This is a genomic window from Flavobacterium sp. AED (assembly GCF_000812945.1).
In the GTDB taxonomy this organism is placed as follows: Bacteria; Bacteroidota; Bacteroidia; order Flavobacteriales; family Flavobacteriaceae; genus Flavobacterium.
The window spans coordinates 79139-99847 of sequence record NZ_JSYM01000003.1 but is presented as its reverse complement, the minus strand read 5'-3'; the positions used below and the strand labels follow the sequence as shown (position 1 = coordinate 99847).

Annotated in this window: 22 protein-coding genes; 12 read left to right on the top strand and 10 right to left on the bottom strand. The window is 33.5% G+C overall.

The window, feature by feature from the left end; all coding sequences use genetic code 11:
* Positions 1–3: 3 nt before the first annotated feature.
* The 5 genes from OA85_RS12055 to dnaA all read right to left on the bottom strand — a co-directional run bounded on the left by OA85_RS12055 (position 4) and on the right by dnaA (position 4960).
* Positions 4–1131: a methionine aminotransferase gene (locus OA85_RS12055; protein ID WP_039110036.1), complete on the bottom strand. Its 1128-nt coding sequence runs from the start codon at positions 1129–1131 to the stop codon at positions 4–6.
* Positions 1132–1280: 149 nt separating this feature from the next.
* A complete protein-coding gene (locus OA85_RS12050) occupies positions 1281–1799 on the bottom strand; it encodes a hypothetical protein (protein ID WP_039110035.1) in 519 nt (172 codons plus the stop codon).
* A 451-nt stretch (positions 1800–2250) separates the two neighbouring features.
* On the bottom strand, positions 2251–2973 hold the full coding sequence (locus OA85_RS12045) for an SAM-dependent methyltransferase (RefSeq protein WP_039110034.1): 723 nt from the start codon (positions 2971–2973) through the stop codon (positions 2251–2253).
* Between the two features lie 84 nt (positions 2974–3057).
* Complete coding sequence (locus tag OA85_RS12040; RefSeq protein ID WP_039110033.1) at positions 3058–3525, bottom strand: low molecular weight protein-tyrosine-phosphatase; 468 nt, start codon at positions 3523–3525, stop codon at positions 3058–3060.
* 7 nt (positions 3526–3532) lie between these two features.
* Positions 3533–4960, bottom strand: a complete 1428-nt coding sequence (dnaA, locus tag OA85_RS12035) for a chromosomal replication initiator protein DnaA (protein WP_035674283.1) — start codon at positions 4958–4960, stop codon at positions 3533–3535.
* A 183-nt stretch (positions 4961–5143) separates the two neighbouring features.
* On the opposite strand from dnaA, the gene OA85_RS12030 reads away from it, so the two are divergent.
* Positions 5144–5548, top strand: a complete 405-nt coding sequence (locus OA85_RS12030) for a thioesterase family protein (RefSeq protein ID WP_039110032.1) — start codon at positions 5144–5146, stop codon at positions 5546–5548.
* A 29-nt stretch (positions 5549–5577) separates the two neighbouring features.
* Here OA85_RS12030 and OA85_RS12025 read toward each other — a convergent pair whose 3' ends face one another.
* Genes OA85_RS12025 through ribD form a run of 3 tightly spaced genes read right to left on the bottom strand, consistent with a single transcriptional unit; the run spans position 5578 to position 7878 of the window.
* The gene (locus OA85_RS12025) at positions 5578–6207 is read right to left on the bottom strand and encodes a YigZ family protein (RefSeq protein WP_039110031.1); all 630 of its coding nucleotides are present in this window, start codon (positions 6205–6207) and stop codon (positions 5578–5580) included.
* Between the two features lie 11 nt (positions 6208–6218).
* The gene (locus OA85_RS12020; RefSeq protein ID WP_039110030.1) at positions 6219–6821 is read right to left on the bottom strand and encodes an HAD family phosphatase; all 603 of its coding nucleotides are present in this window, start codon (positions 6819–6821) and stop codon (positions 6219–6221) included.
* Positions 6814–7878, bottom strand: coding sequence for a bifunctional diaminohydroxyphosphoribosylaminopyrimidine deaminase/5-amino-6-(5-phosphoribosylamino)uracil reductase RibD (gene ribD / locus OA85_RS12015; protein WP_039110029.1), 1065 nt, complete (start codon positions 7876–7878; stop codon positions 6814–6816). The genes OA85_RS12020 and ribD overlap by 8 nt, the downstream gene beginning before the upstream one ends.
* A 117-nt stretch (positions 7879–7995) precedes the next feature.
* On the opposite strand from ribD, the gene OA85_RS12010 reads away from it, so the two are divergent.
* Together OA85_RS12010 and prmC are read left to right on the top strand one after the other, a co-directional pair.
* Positions 7996–8481, top strand: coding sequence for a GNAT family N-acetyltransferase (locus tag OA85_RS12010; protein ID WP_039110027.1), 486 nt, complete (start codon positions 7996–7998; stop codon positions 8479–8481).
* A gap of 46 nt (positions 8482–8527) precedes the next feature.
* The gene (gene prmC, locus OA85_RS12005; RefSeq protein ID WP_039110026.1) at positions 8528–9382 is read left to right on the top strand and encodes a peptide chain release factor N(5)-glutamine methyltransferase; all 855 of its coding nucleotides are present in this window, start codon (positions 8528–8530) and stop codon (positions 9380–9382) included.
* A gap of 83 nt (positions 9383–9465) precedes the next feature.
* Here the strand turns inward: prmC and OA85_RS12000 are convergent, their stop codons facing one another.
* On the bottom strand, positions 9466–10710 hold the full coding sequence (locus OA85_RS12000) for an ABC transporter permease (RefSeq protein WP_039110025.1): 1245 nt from the start codon (positions 10708–10710) through the stop codon (positions 9466–9468).
* 342 nt (positions 10711–11052) lie between these two features.
* Here OA85_RS12000 and hisS point away from each other — a divergent pair, with 342 nt between their 5' ends.
* From hisS to OA85_RS11955, 9 genes are all read left to right on the top strand, one after another.
* The gene (gene hisS / locus OA85_RS11995; RefSeq protein ID WP_039110024.1) at positions 11053–12423 is read left to right on the top strand and encodes a histidine--tRNA ligase; all 1371 of its coding nucleotides are present in this window, start codon (positions 11053–11055) and stop codon (positions 12421–12423) included.
* Positions 12424–12724: 301 nt separating this feature from the next.
* The gene (locus OA85_RS11990) at positions 12725–13303 is read left to right on the top strand and encodes a nucleotide exchange factor GrpE (RefSeq protein ID WP_039110023.1); all 579 of its coding nucleotides are present in this window, start codon (positions 12725–12727) and stop codon (positions 13301–13303) included.
* Between the two features lie 38 nt (positions 13304–13341).
* A complete protein-coding gene (gene dnaJ / locus OA85_RS11985; protein WP_039110022.1) occupies positions 13342–14457 on the top strand; it encodes a molecular chaperone DnaJ in 1116 nt (371 codons plus the stop codon).
* Between the two features lie 146 nt (positions 14458–14603).
* Complete coding sequence (locus OA85_RS11980) at positions 14604–15527, top strand: ABC transporter ATP-binding protein (protein ID WP_039110021.1); 924 nt, start codon at positions 14604–14606, stop codon at positions 15525–15527.
* A gap of 70 nt (positions 15528–15597) precedes the next feature.
* Entirely contained in the window at positions 15598–16914 is a 1317-nt protein-coding gene (locus OA85_RS11975; RefSeq protein WP_039110020.1) for an ABC transporter permease, read from the top strand.
* 137 nt (positions 16915–17051) lie between these two features.
* Positions 17052–18215 (top strand): sigma-54 dependent transcriptional regulator, encoded by a 1164-nt coding sequence (locus tag OA85_RS11970; RefSeq protein WP_039110019.1) that lies wholly within the window; start codon positions 17052–17054, stop codon positions 18213–18215.
* Between the two features lie 94 nt (positions 18216–18309).
* Entirely contained in the window at positions 18310–19032 is a 723-nt protein-coding gene (locus OA85_RS11965; protein ID WP_039110018.1) for a DEAD/DEAH box helicase, read from the top strand.
* 17 nt (positions 19033–19049) lie between these two features.
* Positions 19050–19268: a DUF2007 domain-containing protein gene (locus tag OA85_RS11960; protein ID WP_039110017.1), complete on the top strand. Its 219-nt coding sequence runs from the start codon at positions 19050–19052 to the stop codon at positions 19266–19268.
* Between the two features lie 22 nt (positions 19269–19290).
* A complete protein-coding gene (locus tag OA85_RS11955; protein ID WP_039110016.1) occupies positions 19291–20088 on the top strand; it encodes a Cof-type HAD-IIB family hydrolase in 798 nt (265 codons plus the stop codon).
* Here the strand turns inward: OA85_RS11955 and OA85_RS11950 are convergent.
* Positions 20075–20671: a hypothetical protein gene (locus OA85_RS11950; protein ID WP_039110015.1), complete on the bottom strand. Its 597-nt coding sequence runs from the start codon at positions 20669–20671 to the stop codon at positions 20075–20077. The two genes, OA85_RS11955 and OA85_RS11950, sit on opposite strands and share 14 nt — an antisense overlap.
* Between the last annotated feature and the right edge of the window lie 38 nt (positions 20672–20709).

Genomic DNA, 20709 nt, shown 5'->3' with positions numbered 1-20709 from the left:
CTTTTAAATCGCACACAATCTTTTAGCGGCTTCTTCCAATGTAGTATTGTCTTTGGCAAAACAAAAACGAATTAATTTCAAGTCTTTCCCATCGGCATAAAAAGTAGAAATAGGAATAGCGGCCACACCATGCTCAACGATTAGCCGTTTGCAAAAATCAACATCATTTTCATTTGAAATAGCAACATAGGAAGCAACCTGAAAATAAGTTCCTTCACAAGGCATGAGTTTGAAACGACTGTCTTTTAATAATTGTCTAAAATAATCTCGTTTTTCCTGATAGAATTTTCCAATTTCATCTACAGAAACTAAGTCTAAATAGTCACTAATAGCAACTTGACATATACTATTTACACTGAAAACTAAAAACTGATGCACTTTTTTGATTTCTTTCATTAAATATTCGGGTGCTACCAAATAACCAATTTTCCATCCGGTAACATGGAACGATTTTCCAAAAGAGGAAATCATCACGCAACGATTGAGTAATTTTTCCCGAGTATGAGCTGAAATATGCTTTTCTTCGAAAGTGATGTATTCGTATACTTCATCAGATAGGACTAAAATGTCAGGATGTTTTTCCAATAGAATTTCTAATGATTCAAAATCAGATTTTGCTAAAATTTTACCTGTTGGATTATGCGGATTGTTAATGATAATCATTTTCGTTTTTGGAGTACAGGCTTTTTCTATAATTTCCCAATTTGGAGTATAGTCATCATTTAAAGCTACCCGAATCGGATTTGCATTGCAAAGTAAAACAGGTGCTTCATAACAATCATAACTTGGATCTAAAATAAGAACTTCATCATTAGTTTTTATTAAAGCTAATATTGTGGTGAAGATAGCTTGAGTAGCTCCAGCGGTTACTAATAGTTCAGTATCAGCTTGAAGGATTCTATCGTATGATTTTTTGACAAGTGTTACTATTTTTGATAATAGTGGCGGATAACCTGACATTGGGGTGTATTGATGTACATTTTCTTTGGTAAGTTTGGCAACAATGCTTGTTAATCTTTCATCGACAGGAAAATTTGGAAACCCTTGAGAAAGATTGATTGCGTTATGTTCAGCGGCCATTTTTGACATTACTGTAAAAATACTGGTGCTGATATTTGGAAGTTTACTCATAAAATAATTTCATTTATTACTCGATAAATATAATTGGTTTAATGGTGATTTTTGTTTTTTTAAGATTAAAATTTTCAAAAATAAATAGTTCTCTAAAGGCAAAAAAAAAGCTATCCGAATGATAGCCTTTAATTTATAGTGGTTTTCGATTACATTCCTTTTACAATATCCCCATTTGCATTAACAACTAATTTACGAACGTCATTGTCTTTTTTTATTCGGAGATTATATTCTTTTTTAACGATATCACCTTCTTTTTGGGTATATAAATATTTGTCATTTACAATTTGCCACCCAGGAAAAGCTTTATAAACAGAATAAATTACACTACTTGGGAGTCTTACGTTTTTGTAGTTTTCAACAACCCGAGTCAATTTTCCATTTTCATTATAAGTTGCATTCAATGATCCATTTTTGGTTTCCATAATTACTAAATAGTTTTCATATCCTTCATAATCTTTCCCCAAATCATAAGCTATAAATTTTTCTTCTAAAGCTCTTACACCTTTATCCGGATTTTTATCTGGTAGATAAATCGAGAAGTCTTTTCCAGCACTTTTAATTACAACTCCTGGTAATTCTTCCATCCTTATATTTCCATCCATATCTTGCGAATATGATGTAATAGTCATGCTTAAAAAAAGCACAACAATAATAAATGATTTCATGATGTTTAGTTTTTAAATTATATTTAAGTCAAGCCAATAGCTATGATTAAAATAAATTTACTAAGGCTTATCATTTTCTTCCCCTTTTTGTTTTTTATTTATTTAAATCATTATAATTCAAAACATTAGTGGTTATATTTTTTGAATATTAAGTCAAAAAATTATATTGGGGACTAGTAAAGTTAGTGTTTTTTTGAAAATTATGCAGTTAACTTTTTCTATAAATAAAGTTAATATAAGTGGAAATTCTGTGTCTATTTTTAGGAAGAAAATCCACTTGTAGCTATAAATAAAAAGCGGGGAATTGTTGTTTTTTGTCTAATGAAAAGTAATCGTTCAACAAGGAACATTTCATAGATTTATTTATTATTTAATCAGTCGCCACTAGGGTATGATACAATCTTAGAAGAATTATTGTAAGCAGAAGTATTTTAAAATTCAGAATTAACTGTTACATTTTATGAATGATAAAAATAGTAGGACGATTGTGTAAATCTACCTGGGTTTTTTTCCAGTCAGAAGCGCGCATAGTTTTGATATATTCTGTTGGTAAAGTTATATCCGTTGCGATACAAAGATAGGTTGCAGGATTTAAGGCTTGTAAAATATCCTCCAACATTTTATTATTTCTATAAGGTGTTTCTATAAAAAGTTGAGATTGGTTTTTATCTTGAGATAATTTTTCCAAGTTTTTTAGAGCCGTTTTCTTTTCTCCTTTTTCAATGGGCAAATACCCATTAAATGTAAAACTTTGTCCATTCATTCCAGATGCCATCATCGCCAAAAGAATAGAGGAAGGTCCTACGAGTGGAATAACTTGTATTCCTTTTTCATGTGCCAATTTTACAATTACAGCGCCAGGATCAGCAACGCCGGGACAACCTGCCTCACTCATTAATCCTACATTTTTCCCTTCTAATAAAGGTTTGATAAAATCTAAGTGCTCTTTGGTTTCAGTATGTTTGTTTAAAACAAAAAGTTTCAGCTCCGATTGTTTCTTTTCAGGACTAACTCCTTTGATGGATTTTCGGGCAGTTTTTTCGTTTTCAACGATATAATAATCAATAAAATCAATACTTCTCTTTATGGTTTGAGGTAAAACATCCATTGGGTTGCAATCTCCCATTGTCGTTGGTATTAAATAGAGTTTTCCTAGACTGGTGTTTGATTGCATTGGAATTGTTTTGTGGTTCAAAAGTAAATTTTATATCGTATTTTTTGGTAAAATAGAGTTTTTTTAATTGTAATAAAAAAAAGGTTATTGATGTTTTTCTATTAATTTCTTTGAAATTACATCGCAAACTTCATCTAGCATATTGTAAACGATTTCAAATCCATTTGGTAAACCAAAATAAGGATCTGGGACATCTACATTTTCGTTTGGAAATAAATCATTCAAAATAAGATGTACTTTCTCTTTATGATCTTGATTTTTGGCAAGCTCAATCACATCTCTATAATTAGAGTTGTCCATCACATAAATGTAATCAAAAGCATCAAAATCATTCGTGCTGAATTGACGTCCTTTTTGATTTGAAATGGTGATTTTATTTTTTTTTGCAACAGCAATAGAACGATCATCCGGTGAATGGCCAATGTGCCATGAACCTGTTCCTGCTGAATCAACTGTAAATTTACTTTTTGGGAGTTTTGATGCTAATATACCTTCGGCTAAGGGCGACCGACAAATATTTCCTAAACAAACCATTAAAATTTTTATGGACATGATGCTTTTATAGCGTTAATTTTTTATTGATATCTTCAACAAATTTTTTGAATTGTTTGTCAGTAGCAACTAAATTGTCAACGGTTTTGCAAGCGTGTAATACTGTAGCGTGATCTCTGTCTCCTATTTGTGAACCAATGTTCGCCAAAGATGCTTTTGTGAATTTTTTAGCAAAAAACATTGCCAATTGCCTCGCTTGTACAACATGCCTCTTCCGAGTTTTTGATTGTAGTGTTTCTAAATCCAATTGGAAATAATCGGAAACAATTTTTTGAATGTAATCGATAGAAATTTCGCGTTTTACATTTTTTACAAATTTTTCAACAACACTTTTAGCCAGTTCTAAAGTAACTTCTTTTTTATTGAATGATGATTGTGCAATCAAGGAAATAATGGCTCCTTCTAATTCTCTTACATTTGATTTGATGTTTCTTGCAACGTATTCTATTATTTCTTCAGGTATTTCTACACCATCTCTATACAATATATTTTTAAGGATAGAAATTCTGGTTTCATAATCCGGTTGGTGCAATTCTGCAGACAATCCCCATTTGAAACGAGATAATAAACGTTGTTCAATATCTTGCATGTCAACCGGTGCCTTATCTGATGTCAAGATTACCTGTTTCCCGTTTTGGTGCAAATAATTGAAAATATGGAAAAATACATCTTGAGTTCCTGATTTTCCAGAAAGGAATTGAACGTCATCAATAATTAAGACATCAATTAATTGATAGAAGTGTATGAAATCATTTCGGTTATTTTTCTTTACCGAGTCGATATATTGTTGTGTGAAAATTTCAGCAGAGATGTATAAAACTGTTTTTTCTGGGTATTTATCTTTTATTTCTACACCAATAGCATGTGCTAAGTGTGTTTTTCCAAGACCAACTCCTCCAAAAATTAATAGCGGATTAAATGAAGTTCCTCCAGGTTTATTGGCGACAGCCATACCGGCGGAACGTGCTAATCTATTAGAATCCCCTTCCAGAAAATTATCAAAACTGTAATTTGCATTAAGTTGAGATTCAATTTTTAAATTTCTGATTCCTGGGATTACAAATGGATTTTTTAACTCCGGGTTTAAGTTTTTAAAAGGAGCATCAACTTCTTGCGGTTTCATGGGTACTCTATTGGCACTTGGCAATTGTTCCGTAAACGGTTGTTTGTTGCCATAAGTGTTTTCCATTCTGATTTTATAGAGTAACTTTGCGTTTTTTCCAAGTTCTTTGGTAAGCGCCACTTTTAATAATTTCACATAGTGTTCTTCTAACCATTCGTAGAAAAATTTACTTGGAACTTGAATATATAATGCGTTATCGGTAAGTTCAACTGATTTGATTGGTTCGAACCAAGTTTTGTAAGCTTGATCCTGAATGTTGTCTTTTATGAAAGACAGACAGTTTTCCCATACTGATTGAGCAGTTTTGTTCATATATTCTGTTAAATTATTTTTATTGGTAATTATTATCTTACTAAAAAAAGTGTGAAATTTTATTCTTTTTCGGGGTAACAAATATGTGAACAAATTTCTGTAAAAAAAAATATATTGGGTAATAATTTTACAAATTATTGTCGTAAGGAGCTTTTTAAATTTTAAATTTTTAATACATAATTAATGAAAGATCATCAAATTCAAGTTCGCGTACGCTACTCAGAAACTGACCAAATGGGAGTGGTTTATCATGGGAATTATGTTCCCTATTTTGAGATAGGAAGAGTGGAATGGCTTAGAAACAAAGGGATTTCGTATAAAAGCATGGAAGAAAGTGGTATTGCGTTGCCAATTGTTTCCATGAATATAAATTATAAAAAATCAGCTCGCTATGATGAGTTGCTTACCGTTCATACCACTTTCAAAAGTCAGAGTTCTGTGAAGATTGAATTTGATTGCGCTATTTATAATGAGTCTGATGAGTTATTAACAACTGCTCAATTTATTTTGGTTTTTCTGTCCTTAAAAACGGGTCGTCCAACAGCTCCTCCAGGTTATATTTTAGAATTGTTAAAAACGATAGAATAAATTATAAAAACAGCAATTTCGAATAGTAATTAGAGTCGTTTTATATCGATTTCAAACATCAGATTAAAAATGTCGAATACCATTTCGGCATTTTTTTTTCTTGTTTTTATTTCGATTTTCCCTATCGGAAGCCCTGAATCTTCATTTATTTTCATTTCTTGAGTTACAATCTCTAATTTTTTTTCCTTAATTACGCGCATCACTTTGTTCATGTTTTTGTAATCAAATGTGATTGAATAATGAATATTTATGGTTTTTTCGACTATTTCGCAAGTTTCAAGAACCATTTGGGCGGTAGCCTTGTAAGCTGAGATTAATCCGCCAACACCTAGTTTTACGCCTCCAAAAATCCGAACCACCACAATTAGTACATTAGTTACAGAAAATGACTGTATTTGTCCGTAAATAGGTGTGCCTGCAGTGTTGCTGGGTTCTCCATCATCATTAGCTCTGTAAGTTATGGTGTCAGCACCTATTTGGTAAGCATAACAAAAATGCCCTGCGTTAGGATGTTGTTTTCGTAAAATTTCGATTAGTGGTTTTACTTCATCTTCCGATTGAATGGGGTAGGCGTAACCAAAGAATTTGCTGTTTTTTTCTTTGAATAATACTTCTGAAGAGGGAAATTCAATGGTGTTGTAAGTGTCTTTAAATTCCAAAAGGTACTTTTCTAAATTATTTTTTTGTCAAATAAATCAACGATATCTTCTTTTCCAACTTGTAAATTCCAAACTTGAAATCCTAATGCAAGTGCTGCGTCAGTATTTTCTTTTTTATCGTCAATGAATAAAGTGCGTTTAGGAGCTAAATCGTGCTTGTTTGCTAGGTAATTAAAAATTTCAGGATTGGGTTTTCTCATTTCTACTTCAAATGAAAAATAGACTTTTTCAAAACATTGATAGAAATCACTGTAAAATGAAATCCCATTTTTTTGTTCGAAAGTTTCTATGTGAATAGAATCAGTATTTGACAATAGAAATAAGCGGTATTTTTTGGAAAGCATTTGAAGGAATTCCAGTCTGTATAATGGAAAATCAAGAAGAATGGCATTCCAAGCCTCCAGGATTTCATTTATAGAAGCATTTGGTACATGTTTTTGAATACCAAGAAGAAAATTTTCACGTGAAATTTGACCTGTTTCAAACTGAGTGTTTAAATAGTCTAAATCTTCATTCCATTCTGACAGGCCTAATTTTTGTAAGGCATTCATTGTGGCTTGTTTATCTAAATTGATAAATATATCCCCAAAATCAAATATAATAGTATTAATCATGGTTTCTAGAAATTATAAGTTCATCATTGCCAATCGAATATTTTTCGAACGGTTTTTTATCTAGTATTGGGGCTTTTGTTCCTGCAGTAAATTGTAGGTTTCCAACAAATATTCTTGCTTCATCCCAAAGATTTTCATCAATAAAAGTCTGTAGGGTTTGTTTACCTCCTTCAATAATAACCGACTGAATTTGATGATTGTAAAGCACTTCTATTATTTGGACTGCTATATTTTGATTAAAATCGATTACTTCAAAGATAGTGTTTTCTTTTTTAATTGTTGTTTTCAATTTAGAAAATACGATAGTCTTAGTCTCATTGTCAAATATATGACTGTCCTCTGGAATACGATTATTTTGATCTATAATCAATCGAATTGGGTTGTTTCCATACCAATCCCGTGCGTTTAGTTTTGGATTGTCATCAATCACGGTTTGCGTTCCCACTAAAATTGCTTGCTCTTCAGTTCGCCATTTGTGTACTAATTGCCTTGAATAAACATTGGTAATCCAAACTGGTTTTTTTTCAGTGTCATTCTGAGTTTTTCGAAGAATCTCCTCAGGTGCAATAAAACCATCCTGACTTTCGGCCCATTTCAAAATGATGTAGGGTCTTTTCTTTTCGTGAAAAGTAAAAAAGCGTTTGTTCAGTTCATGACATTCCGCTTCCAGAATACCAACCGTAACCTGTATTCCAGCTTCAATAAGTTTTTTGATTCCGTTTCCAGCCACTTTTACATTAGGGTCAATAGTGCCAATAACTACATTTGGAATCTTGTTTTTGATAATTAAATCGCAGCAAGGGGGCGTTTTTCCAAAATGACTACAGGGTTCTAAACTTACATAAATAGTCGCTTTTTTTAATAACGATTTATCTTTTACAGAATTCACGGCATTTACTTCGGCGTGCGGTTCTCCAGCTTTTTTATGCCAGCCTTCGCCAATGATTGTATCGTTATAAACAATTACACTGCCTACTAAAGGATTCGGATAGGTTGTTCCTAAACCATTTTTGGCTAACTCAATGCATCGCTTTATATATTTTTCATGTATTTTCACATTACAAAAGTAGTAATTTTTGAGTTTAGCCCCGAAACTTCGGGATTAGTTTTGAAACTTTCGAAAATAACAATAAACAATTTCTACTTTTGTAGGTAAAATTAGAATGGAGTAAAAATGGAAGACTACAGCATTAGAAAAATAAAAAAAGAAGACAATCAAGCGGTTGCACAATTGATACGAGCGGTTTTTGATGAATTGAACATTCCAAAGATAGGAACTGCCTATGAAGATCCTTATTTAGATTTAATGTTTGAAGAGTATAATAAGCCTAAATCTGTTTATTATGTTGTTGAAAAGAACGGAAAAATCATTGGTTCTGCAGGAGTAGCGCCACTTGAAAATGAAGCGGAAACTATTTGTGAATTGCAAAAAATGTACTTTTTGCCAGAAACTCGAGGTCTTGGAATTGGCAGCAAAATGATGGCCATTTGTTTGCAAAGCGCGAAGGATTTTGGTTTTGAGAAATGTTACCTCGAAACGATGCCATTTATGCATGATGCCCAGAAGTTATACAAAAAAGTAGGTTTCGAATACATTTGTTCCCCAATGGGAAGTACTGGTCATACCAGTTGTCCAGTTTGGATGTTGAAAGAATTATAAGTTTTGAATTGATAGCATTAATTCATAGAACCGATTCCCTAATAAAATGAAAATAAAAGAATACAGAACTCAATTTATTGACGCGCTTACTCCAATTTACGATGCCGGTGAAGCGGAGAGTTTTTTCTATTTAATTTTAGAAGAAAAAAAGCAGTTGAAAAGAATTGACTTGGCGTTGCATCCTGATTTGGATTTTTCGGAAGAGGAAATTGTGGTTTGGAATTCTATTTTGGAACAATTGCAACAAGAAATTCCAATACAGTATTTATTAGGTAAAACCAGTTTTTATGGATTGGATTTTGAAGTCAATGAAAACGTTTTGATTCCAAGACCGGAAACCGAAGAATTAGTTGAATGGGTTTTATCTAATAATCTAATAATCCAAAAGTCTAAAAATCTAAAGATTTTAGATATTGGAACAGGAAGTGGTTGTATTGCTATTTCATTGGCTAAAAATATTCCTAATGCCCAAGTTTTTGCTATTGATATTTCTCAAAAAGCTTTGGCCACAGCCCAAAAAAATGCCCAAATCAATACCGTAAACGTTACTTTTATAAATCAAAATATTCTTGAAACCGAAGATTTGCAACAGCAATTTGATATTATCGTTTCGAATCCTCCGTATGTTCGGAATCTTGAAAAAGAGGAAATTAAGAAAAATGTTTTGGACTATGAACCGCATTTGGCTCTTTTTGTCGAAGATAATGATGCCTTGATTTTTTATAAAAAAATAGCTGAATTGGCTCAGAAAAATCTTGTGCCAAACGGACAATTATATTTTGAAATCAACCAGTATTTAGGAAAAGAAATGGTAGAGTTGCTCGAAAAAATGAACTTCGCAGCTATTGAATTACGCAAGGATATTTATGGAAATGACAGAATGATGAAAAGTACGATTTGAGATATACGAAATACGAATTTGAAAGGAAATCAATTATTAAAGCTTAATTTCAAATTCGTATTTCTAATATCGTAAATCAAAAATTACTCATATCGCAATGCCTCAATCGGATCGAGTCTAGCTGCTTTTACAGCGGGATATAAACCGGAAACGATTGCTACAATAAAACTGGTTATAAACGCAGCCATAATGGCGCCCCACGGAATTACAAACACAAAACTCATAGCAGTAGCGATTCCAAAACCAATCAGGATTCCAAAAATAATTCCTACCAATCCACCTAATTGCCCAATAAGTAAGGTTTCAATAAAAAATTGAAAAGCAATCGTGGTTTTTTTTGCTCCCAATGCTTTTCGAACCCCAATTTCCCTAGTACGTTCCGTCACCGAAACAATCATGATATTCATCAAAGCGATGGAAGATCCAAGAACGGTGATAATACCAATTAGCCAAGAAGCAAGCCCCAGATATTTAGTGATTCCAAGGATTCTATTGATAAGATCATCACTGCGAACAACACCAAAATTATTGTCTTTTATGGGACTTAATTTGCGTACCCTACGCATCGTGCTAGTGGCATTATCAATGGCTTGGTCCAATAATTCTTTCTTAGAAACCATGATGCTCATGGTATAATTGATATTAGGAGCAGTAAAAAGAGAACGAGCGACTTGAATTGGGATTAAAACCCGTAAATCTTGGCTATTTCCAAACGTGGATCCCTTTTCTTTTAACACTCCAATGACTTTAAATCGGGCGCCACGAATCGAAATTATTTTATCAATTGGATTCACGTCTTTCAATAACCCTTTCTCAAAATCAGAACCTACAATACATACATACGCATTGTTATCGATGTCAAAACCGGTAAAATTTCGTCCAGCGCTGGTTTCTAAACCGGAATTGGTAATAAAATGTTCATCAACGCCAACAATTGAATTTTCGGGATCCGTTTTAATGGCTCCGAATTTAACTTCCGCAGCTGATGTAGCTGTAAAGGAAAGCGAAGTTTCAGTGAAAGGATATTTATATTTGTTTTTGAAAGCGACAGCTTCCGGATAGGAAATAATCGGATTTATAATTTCACGTTCCTGTCCGCCGCGGTTTCGGACTTCGTTTTCATATTGATTAATATTAAAAGTATTCGCTCCCATCGAAGCAAAATCAGTCGAAATTGTGTTTTCTAGAGCAGAAACTACAGTCAGAATCCCAACCAAAGCAGTTATTCCAATCGCAATAATCAGTACCGTAAGTATAGTTCGCAACAATTGTGTTCTGATAGAACCAAAGGCAATTCGGATATTTTCTTTGAATAATTTTAGCATCATACGAGTTTGACACGAAAATACAATTTTTGTTACAAATTTTCTTTTCAAAAATTCTAATTTATTTTCAGGAGCTATTTCCAGCTTTCCGCTATAATCTGTCAGTAAAAATAATTTGTTTTCAATTGCCTAAAAGGAGCTTCCTTTGGTCGCTCTTTCAGGCAAGAAAACAATATTATTTTTCACTTCCCTATTTTCGCTGTAATCTGGACTAGGCATCGGGTAATAAAATGCGAAAATTTGTAAACAGATTTATTTTAAAAATAAGATATTTGCAAAGAATTAGAATTTGGAGTTTTTCAACAATTCCTAAATCTGAAAATCTAAAAATCCAATAATCAAAAAATGGCATCAAAACCGAGCATTCCAAAAGGGACTAGAGATTTCTCACCAACTGAGGTGGCAAAACGTCAATATATCATTCAGATTATAAAAAGTAATTTCGAGAAATTTGGGTTCCAACCTATTGAAACACCTTCATTTGAAAACTCCGAAACCTTAATGGGGAAATACGGAGAAGAAGGCGATCGTTTGATTTTCAAAATATTAAATTCAGGAGATTATTTGGCCAAAGCCAATGCCACTCATTTAGAAAATAAAGACAGTACTAAATTAACGTCAAGTATTTCTGAGAAAGCTTTGCGTTATGATTTAACGGTGCCGTTTGCTCGTTATGTAGTACAACATCAAAATGAAATTGAATTTCCATTCAAAAGATACCAAATCCAACCGGTTTGGCGTGCTGACCGTCCACAAAAAGGACGTTTCAGAGAATTTTTTCAATGTGATGCTGATGTGGTGGGTTCTAAATCCTTGTGGCAGGAAGTAGAATTGGTTCAATTATATGACACTGTTTTTACGACTTTGGGTTTAGAAGGTGTAACTATAAAAATCAATAACAGAAAAATTTTATCAGGGATTGCAGAAGTAATTGGCGCATCAGATAAATTAATAGATTTTACGGTAGCGTTGGATAAACTTGATAAAATAGGTGAGGATGGCGTGAAAAAAGAAATGATGGAGAAAGGCATTTCGGAAGAAGCTATTGAAAAGGTACAGCCGTTATTCAATTTCATAGGAACTATTTCTGAGAAAATAAACCAACTTTCAGTTTTGCTTGCAGAATCCAATGAAGGAATGAAAGGGGTTGAGGAGTTGCGTTTTATTTGTGACAACGTGATGAAATTGGGATTGAATACTTCTATTTTAGATTTAGATGTGACGCTGGCAAGAGGTTTGAATTATTATACAGGAGCTATTTTTGAAGTGGCTCCGCCAAAATCAGTTGCCATGGGATCCATCGGCGGCGGTGGAAGATATGATGATTTGACGGGAATTTTTGGACTCAAAAACATGAGCGGTGTTGGAATTTCTTTTGGATTGGACCGAATTTATTTGGTTATCGAAGAGTTGAATTTGTTTCCTGAAACCGTAACGGCAACTTCTAAAGCGTTGTTTATTAATTATGGCGATACAGAAGCATTTTATGGATTACAAGCCATACAAAAATTAAGAGCTTCCGGAATAAAAGTAGAATTGTATCCTGATAATGCGAAGGTGGCCAAACAGTTTCAACATGCGGATAAACGAGGCATTCCTTTTGCAGTAATTGTAGGAGCGCAAGAAATGGAATCTAATTCTTTTTCGCTTAAAAATTTAGTGACAGGGGAGCAGGTTTTACTGGATTTTGAAGGTCTGAAAAAGGCACTTTCATAAGTGATATTTAAAGCATAAAAAAAGCTTCGTTTTATTAAACGAAGCTTTTTTTAATATAGGGTAATATGAATTAATAATTTTTTAGTGGGCAACCTTTTGTGTTTTCTTCAAAAAAACATTAACAAATTTATGTAATCTTTATCGATATAGTCTTAAAATTATATTAAAATTTCACTGTGATTTATTAAAAATATTTCACTGAAATGAATTAAAAATAAAAGAGTGTTTCAATATTAAGGTGACAATTTGACATTTTATAAGATTTGGCAGTACTTTTGCAATCCAAAGAAAAGAATAAAAAATGAAGTTTAAGAATTTTTTTAAAAACACAAGTAATATGACTACTGAAAATACAGAAATCGATCAAGAAATAGATGACCTAACATTAGAACAAAATGCGAATGGTGAGCAGCTTATTGTTGAGGAATTAGGTGTTGAAGAACAATTAACTCAAGACTTAGCCAAAGAAAAAGATAAGTATTTACGATTATTTGCTGAATTTGAAAATTACAAAAGAAGAACTTCAAAAGAACGTATTGAGTTGTTTAAAACAGCAAATCAGGAAGTTTTACTTGCTATGTTGCCTGTTTTAGATGATTTTGACAGAGCTATTGTGGAAATAAGCAAATCCGAAGATGAAATTTTATTGAAAGGAGTAGAGCTTATTCATGAAAAATTAAAAAATACATTAGTTTCTAAAGGATTAGAACAAGTTGAGGTTAAAGCTGGAGATGCTTTTGATGCAGATTTTGCTGAAGCAATAACTCAAATTCCTGCACCATCAGACAAGATGAAAGGTAAAATTGTCGATGTTCTTGAAAAAGGATATAAATTGGGAGATAAAATCATTCGTTTTCCAAAAGTTGTTATCGGTCAATAATAACAACAATACGCAATACGCCTCAAATTTAAAGAAACATGAAAAAAGATTTTTACGAAATATTAGGCATTTCAAAGAATGCTGATGCTGCCGAAATTAAAAAAGGATATAGAAAACAAGCGATAGCACACCATCCTGACAAAAATCCTGGAGACAAATCGGCAGAAGAAAAATTTAAATTAGCAGCCGAGGCTTATGAAATACTAAGTGATCCTCAGAAAAAAGCTAAATATGATCAATACGGTCATCAAGCTTTTGATGGTTCTGGAGGTTTTGGCGGAGGTGGTCACGGTGGAATGAATATGGACGACATTTTCAGCCAGTTTGGGGATATTTTCGGAGGCGGCTTTGGTGGTTTCGGAGGCGGTGGAGGCGGCGGAGTTCGTCGTTCTAAAGGAAGCAACCTTCGTATCAAAGTAAAATTGACATTGGAAGAAATTGCCAATGGTGTGGAGAAAAAAGTAAAAGTAAAACGTAAGGTTCAAGCACCTGGAGTTAGCTATAAAACATGTTCTACCTGTAACGGTCAAGGACAGGTAATGCGAGTTACCAATACAATTTTGGGAAGAATGCAATCTGCTTCTACATGTCCTACTTGTAATGGTTCAGGTCAAATTTTAGATAAAAAACCAGCAAATGCGGATTCACAAGGAATGATTCTTGAAGATGAAACGGTTTCAATAAAAATACCTGCAGGTGTAGTTGATGGAATGCAATTAAAAGTTTCCAATAAAGGAAATGATGCTCCGGGAAATAGTATTCCTGGGGATTTAATTGTTGCAATCGAAGAAATCGAGCATGAATTTTTGAAACGTGAAGGGGAGAATTTACATTATGACTTATACATCAGTTTTGCTGAAGCCGTATTAGGAATTTCTAAAGATATCGAAGCCATAAACGGAAAAGTGAGAATTAAACTGGAAGAAGGAATTCAATCGGGTAAAATTCTAAGATTAAAAGGAAAAGGAATTCCAAGTTTAAATGGATATGGTAGTGGAGATTTACTGGTACATGTAAATGTTTGGACTCCAAAAACATTGAACAAAGACCAAAAACAATTTTTCGAAAAAAATCTTACGGATGAAAATTTTATCCCGAGTCCGGAAAAATCAGACAAATCATTTTTCGAGAAAGTAAAAGATATGTTTTCATAATAAAAAAGTATAGAGACGCGATTTATAACGTGTATTCTAAAAAAATATATTCCCCATCCTTGTTAAAATAAGGATGGGTTTTTTATGTAACAATTCTAAGTATTTCGGTACTAATTATTTACTTTTACACCAATTAAAAATGTAGCATGAGTAATATACTTGAAGTTAATAAAGTCGTCAAGCAATATGGTGATTATGTGGCGCTTAACGAGGTTTCATTAACTGTTCCAAAAGGAAGTATCTACGGACTTTTAGGCCCAAACGGAGCAGGAAAAACATCTCTTATCCGAATAATAAATCAAATTACATTACCTGATAGTGGCGAAATTATTTTGGACGGTGAAAAACTGCAACCCAAACATGTTCAATATATAGGTTATTTGCCTGAAGAAAGAGGATTGTACAACACGATGAAAGTGGGGGAGCAATGCTTGTATTTGGCTCAAATGAAAGGGCTTTCTAAGGCTGAAGCCAAGAAACAACTTGAATATTGGTTTGACAGATTAGAAATTCAAGGGTGGTGGAACAAGAAAATTCAGGAACTTTCTAAAGGAATGGCACAGAAAATTCAGTTTGTGGTGTGTGTGTTGCACAAGCCAAAACTGTTGATTTTTGATGAGCCGTTCTCTGGTTTTGATCCTGTAAATGCCAATATTATCAAAGATGAAATTCTGGCGTTGCGAGAAGAGGGAGCTACTATAATTTTCTCGACACACCGCATGGAAAGTGTAGAAGAATTATGTGATCATATTGCCCTGATTCATAAATCAAATAAACTGATTGAAGGAAAACTGGATGATGTCAAGAGACAATTTAAAACCAATAGTTTTGAAGTAGGCATTTTATCAGATAATGTAGAAAGTTTGATGTATGCTATTACACAAAAATTCACTGTTGGACCGGCTAATTTTAAATCGCTCAACAACGAATTAAAACTGGAAATTCAACTGGGAAACGCAACACCAAACGAGTTGTTGAATATCCTCACACAACAGGGGCAAGTGACACACTTTGTAGAAAAAATACCAAGTGTAAATGATATTTTTATACAAACAGTAACAGAAAAATAAAAAACAATAAGGAAATTCCAAATTCCAAAGTATTGGATTTTGGAATTTTAAAATTTGAAATTTGCGAAGCATGAGTATAATATCATTAATCATAAAAAGAGAATTTATTGCCAAAGTGCGCAATAAATCTTTTATTGTTATGACTTTTCTAAGTCCGTTACTATTTGTGGGGATAGCAGCGTTTGTGGGTTATTTAAGTTCCATGAAAGCCGACACCAAACGAATCGCCATTCATGATGAATCAGGTTTGTTTGCTAAGGAATTTACTTCTCAAAACGCTAAGAAAGGGGAATACAAATACCTCGATTTGTCTCAAATAGATTTAAAATTCTTGAAAGACAGTATCACAAACGAAAACTACGAAGGATTACTATACATTCCAAATGAAAGTAATTCTAAAGATTTCGAAAATAAAATTCAATTTATTTCGAACGAGAGTCCTAGTATTTCATTCATTGAAAGTGTCCAGGATGTAATTGCAAAGAAGTTAACCAAAACCAATTTAGAAAAAGCACATCTCGATACATTAGCGATAAAAAATGCAGAATCTAAAGTCAATATCAACTTAACAAAAGCCTCAGGCGAAGAGAGCGTAAAAGGACTTAACGAAATAAAAATCGGTATTGGTGGCGCTTTCGGGTATCTTATTATGATGTTCATTATCATTTACGGCAACATGGTGATGCGAAGCGTTATCGAAGAAAAAACGAACCGAATTGTTGAAATCATCATTTCCTCCGTAAAACCATTTCAATTGATGATGGGGAAAATTGTCGGGACTGCATTAGCAGGATTATTGCAATTCGTCATTTGGGCCGTTATTGGACTGTCTTTGATGTTTGCTGCGTCAATATTTTTTGGAGTAAATGTTGGGCCAACCGCTAGAATTTCACCCGAATTAATGCATACTGCCCAACAAGAATTTGCCGGAACCGCGCAAATGTATATCAAGGAATTATGGAATTTACCCATTGCAAGTATCCTGATTGGATTTGTAATTTATTTCATTGGGGGCTATTTTCTGTACAGTTCGTTTTATGCTGCAATTGGAGCGGCTGTAGATAATCAAACCGACTCACAACAATTTCTTTTACCTATCATTATGCCATTAATGTTGAGCGTTTACATAGGATTTTTCACTGTTATAAACGATCCGCACGGGACAATTGCAGTTGTTTTTTCAATGATTCCGCTTACTTCCCCAATCGTTATGCTCATGCGAATTCCGTTTGGCGTACCTTGGTGGCAAATCGCAATATCAATAACACTATTATTCGGCACTTTCTTTTCAGTGGTTTGGTTTGCCTCCAAAATATACCGAGTTGGAATACTCATGTACGGCAAAAAACCAACATGGAACGAATTATACCGATGGTTGAAATATTAATAACTTGGTTTGTTTCCGCTTCCGTTAAAATTTAATTAATTTATGGAGCTATTTCCCGCTTTCCGTTGCAATCTTTTTATTTTTAAAGAAAAAATAAAAAGGATTTCCACTTTAATCGGGGCTAAAAAAATAAAAATATGTCAAAAATACTAATCATTGAAGACGAGGCCGCTATTCGAAGAGTGCTTACAAAAATACTCTCCGAAGAAAACGACACCTATCAGGTAGAAGAAGCGGAAGATGGTGCTGCAGGTTTTGAAAAAATAAAAAACAACGATTACGATTTGGTTTTGTGCGATATCAAAATGCCAAAAATGGACGGTGTTGAGGTTTTGGAAGCGGTGAAAAAAATCAAACCCGAAATTCCTATGGTTATGATTTCTGGTCATGGCGATATGGAAACGGCAATCAATACGATGCGTTTGGGTGCATTTGATTACATTTCAAAACCACCAGATTTAAATCGATTATTGAATACGGTTCGAAATGCTTTAGACAAAAAACAACTCGTAGTTGAAAATAAAATTCTGAAGAAAAAAGTCAGTAAAAACTACGAAATGATCGGCGATAGCGAAGCCATCAATCACATTAAAGTGATGATTGGTAAGGTTGCCCAAACCGAAGCCAGAGTTTTAATTACAGGACCGAACGGAACCGGAAAAGAATTGGTTGCGCATCAATTACATGAAAGAAGTGAAAGAGCTAATTTCCCTTTAATCGAAGTGAATTGTGCTGCCATTCCATCTGAGTTGATAGAAAGCGAATTATTCGGTCACGTAAAAGGAGCGTTTACATCGGCAGTAAAAGACCGCGCAGGAAAATTTGAAGCGGCTGATAAAGGAACCATTTTCTTGGATGAAATTGGTGACATGAGTCTTTCGGCGCAAGCCAAAGTATTACGAGCCTTACAAGAAAGTATGATTACCAGAGTGGGAGCAGATAAAGATATTAAAGTCGATGTTCGTGTTGTTGCGGCGACCAATAAAGATTTGAAAAAAGAAATTGCCGAAGGGCGTTTCCGTGAGGATTTATACCACCGTTTGGCTGTTATCCTAATAAAAGTTCCATCATTGAATGACAGACGAGAAGATATCCCGATGTTGATTTCGCATTTTGCAGATAAAATTGCCTCAGAGCAAGGAAATGCTATAAAAAAGTTTTCTAATGAAGCAATCCATTTATTGCAAGATTACGATTGGACAGGAAATATCCGTGAATTGCGAAATGTAGTTGAGCGATTAATTATCCTTGGCGGAAGCGAAATTTCTGAGAATGATGTGAAGTTATTTGCAAGTAAATAAAATTAATTTAATGATTAAAAATTGAAAAATTTAAAGATTTGGCACTAGTTTTAATCTTTCAATTTTTCAATTTTTAATCTTTCAATCATAAAAAATGAAACTAAAAAAAATAAACGAAGAGTTACAGCAAGCCTTAATTGAAAACGGTTTGACCGAGGCCAATACAATGCAAAAAGAAACATTTTCGACAATGAAAAGTGGTTCGGATTGTATTATTATTGCACCAAAAGGAAGCGGGAAATCGACAACGATTGTGCTGAATGTAATTCAGAGATTGGCAGGCGCAACAGAAGAATCACCAAGGGCTTTGATTATTGTAGAGGACAAAGCCAAAGTATTGGAAATGGAATCACTTTTTGAAAAATACGGTAAGAATTCTAATTTAGAAGTCTATGGTGTGCATGATAAAGGCGATATGGAATACGATAAAAATTATATTTCTAGCGGAATTGATGTGTTGATTGGGACTCCAAACAGGTTAAGTGAAATGTTTACCACTGCCGGTTATAATGTAAACCGATTGAAAATGTTTATTCTTGATGATGCAGACCCAATTTTGAAATTGCGTCATGAAACTAAAATCATGCGTATTTCGAATAGCATTGTCAGAACCCAACGTATTATTTTCTCGGAACAATTCACAGAACGAATAGAAGTTCTTGCTGAAAAAATGCTAGTGGAGCCTTTTGAATTCGATTTCGATGAGGATGAAGACGAAGAAGGAGACGAAGAATTTGAAGAGGACGAAGATTTTGAACCTGAAGCTGGAGATGACTTCGAGGAGCAAGAAGGAGATGAAGAAAATGGTAATAAATAATTAAATTAAAGAATAAGATGGGATTAATGAAAGTGTTTTCGGGAAGTGAAATTTTAGCTTTAGCGTTGCAAGAGAGAATTGAAGCAATAGGAGTAGATACCGTTTTAAAAAACAACATACAATCAGCTCGATTAGGAGGTTTTGGAAATTCAGATTTAGCAGTAGAATTATTTGTTCAGGAAACGGAGTTTGCGAAAGTAAATCCAGTTATTGAAGAATTTAGAATGAGTATTTAACGCATTCACAATAAAAAACAGAATGAAATATAAAATGTTAGTTTTGGACATGGATGACACTTTGTTGACCGATGACCATAAAATTTCAAATGAGAATGCAGCAATGTTGTCCAAGGCACAGGAACTGGGGGTTTATGTTATTTTGGCATCCGGAAGACCAACACCTGCGATGATTGCTTACGCCAAAGAATTGAAATTGGATAATTCTTATATGATATCGTATAACGGAGCTGTAATTACAGATTTAAAAGAAGATAAAATCATTTTTGAGCAAACGTTAACCCAAGAACAAATCCATGAATTGTACGATTACAGCTTAAAAAGTAAGACACATATTATTACGTACCTTGATGGAAAAATTGTGAGTGAGACCGATTCTGAATACATTGACATTGAAAAAAATATCACAGGTTTAGAACACAATAAAGTCATTAGTTTCAAAGATGAGGTTCAATCGGCGGCCATAAAATGTATTTTATTGGAAGAGCCAAGTTATTTAAAAGAAGTTGAAAAAGACTTGAGAGCAGTCATGCCGCATCTTAGTGTATGTATGTCAAAACCGTTCTTTCTAGAAGTAGCGCAAAACGGAATTGATAAAGGTGCCAGCATTAAATTTTTGGCCGAAAAACTGAACATTCTTCAAAGCGAAATCATAGCCGTTGGTAACGCAGGTAATGATTTGACGATGATTCAATATGCCGGATTGGGAGTTTGGGTTGATAATGTAGATCCTGAATTGAGAGATAAAGGCGATGTGATTGTAGCCTCAAATAATAATCATGGTGTAGCCGAAGTGGTGAGACGATTTATTTTGAATTAATTTTTTGTTTTTTAGGAGGTTTACAACTTTTACAAAAATCAGGATATTCTTGGATTCTTTTAAGTACATCTGTTCGTATTTCAAAGAGTTTTTTTTCATTTTGACCAAGGTCAGTTATTTTTGAAGCAATAGCATGTTCTTCTGTATATTGTTTTTCAATGGTATTATAGATAACCTGTAAAAAACTAACGTCAGAAAATGTGCCTTTTTGTTCGTAAATTTCTTTTCGCAATTTTCGGGCATAAAGTTCGGACAAATCAAATTCGTATTGTGCAAAATTTAATAAATATTGCGCTGTACTATTGTCAGTTGCAATAATGGATGCGGCATTTCGCTTAAATGTAGAATTTACTTTAGAATTAAAATTCTTGGTGAACATAAATTCAATATTGCTCATTTGGAACGCAAAATCGAGACTTGAAGCGGTATTGATACTATTGATTTTTACATTTCCAATTTGAGTAGCACTAGATTGAAAATCGGAAAGTTGTAGTTGGTATTTTCCGTCCCATTCAATGTTATTTTGAGCATTTATTTGAATCGTAATTAGGAGGAAAGTAATTATTATAATTATTTTTTTCATTTTTTAGAGTATAATTATTTGTGTACAAGATGCTAATA

What these genes read in the sequence shown, in the direction of transcription:
- OA85_RS12050 (WP_039110035.1), bottom strand. Translation starts at nt 1,799, where the DNA reads ATGAAATCATTTATTATTGTTGTGCTTTTTTTAAGCATGACTATTACA.
- OA85_RS11990 (WP_039110023.1), top strand. Translation starts at nt 12,725, where the DNA reads ATGAAGTTTAAGAATTTTTTTAAAAACACAAGTAATATGACTACTGAA.
- OA85_RS12020 (WP_039110030.1), bottom strand. Translation starts at nt 6,821, where the DNA reads ATGATTAATACTATTATATTTGATTTTGGGGATATATTTATCAATTTA.
- OA85_RS12045 (WP_039110034.1), bottom strand. Translation starts at nt 2,973, where the DNA reads ATGCAATCAAACACCAGTCTAGGAAAACTCTATTTAATACCAACGACA.
- OA85_RS12000 (WP_039110025.1), bottom strand. Translation starts at nt 10,710, where the DNA reads ATGATGCTAAAATTATTCAAAGAAAATATCCGAATTGCCTTTGGTTCT.
- OA85_RS12055 (WP_039110036.1), bottom strand. Translation starts at nt 1,131, where the DNA reads ATGAGTAAACTTCCAAATATCAGCACCAGTATTTTTACAGTAATGTCA.
- OA85_RS11960 (WP_039110017.1), top strand. Translation starts at nt 19,050, where the DNA reads ATGGGATTAATGAAAGTGTTTTCGGGAAGTGAAATTTTAGCTTTAGCG.
- OA85_RS12030 (WP_039110032.1), top strand. Translation starts at nt 5,144, where the DNA reads ATGAAAGATCATCAAATTCAAGTTCGCGTACGCTACTCAGAAACTGAC.
- OA85_RS11970 (WP_039110019.1), top strand. Translation starts at nt 17,052, where the DNA reads ATGTCAAAAATACTAATCATTGAAGACGAGGCCGCTATTCGAAGAGTG.
- OA85_RS12010 (WP_039110027.1), top strand. Translation starts at nt 7,996, where the DNA reads ATGGAAGACTACAGCATTAGAAAAATAAAAAAAGAAGACAATCAAGCG.
- hisS (WP_039110024.1), top strand. Translation starts at nt 11,053, where the DNA reads ATGGCATCAAAACCGAGCATTCCAAAAGGGACTAGAGATTTCTCACCA.
- OA85_RS11975 (WP_039110020.1), top strand. Translation starts at nt 15,598, where the DNA reads ATGAGTATAATATCATTAATCATAAAAAGAGAATTTATTGCCAAAGTG.
- dnaA (WP_035674283.1), bottom strand. Translation starts at nt 4,960, where the DNA reads ATGAACAAAACTGCTCAATCAGTATGGGAAAACTGTCTGTCTTTCATA.
- OA85_RS11950 (WP_039110015.1), bottom strand. Translation starts at nt 20,671, where the DNA reads ATGAAAAAAATAATTATAATAATTACTTTCCTCCTAATTACGATTCAA.
- prmC (WP_039110026.1), top strand. Translation starts at nt 8,528, where the DNA reads ATGAAAATAAAAGAATACAGAACTCAATTTATTGACGCGCTTACTCCA.
- dnaJ (WP_039110022.1), top strand. Translation starts at nt 13,342, where the DNA reads ATGAAAAAAGATTTTTACGAAATATTAGGCATTTCAAAGAATGCTGAT.
- OA85_RS11980 (WP_039110021.1), top strand. Translation starts at nt 14,604, where the DNA reads ATGAGTAATATACTTGAAGTTAATAAAGTCGTCAAGCAATATGGTGAT.
- OA85_RS11965 (WP_039110018.1), top strand. Translation starts at nt 18,310, where the DNA reads ATGAAACTAAAAAAAATAAACGAAGAGTTACAGCAAGCCTTAATTGAA.
- OA85_RS11955 (WP_039110016.1), top strand. Translation starts at nt 19,291, where the DNA reads ATGAAATATAAAATGTTAGTTTTGGACATGGATGACACTTTGTTGACC.
- OA85_RS12040 (WP_039110033.1), bottom strand. Translation starts at nt 3,525, where the DNA reads ATGTCCATAAAAATTTTAATGGTTTGTTTAGGAAATATTTGTCGGTCG.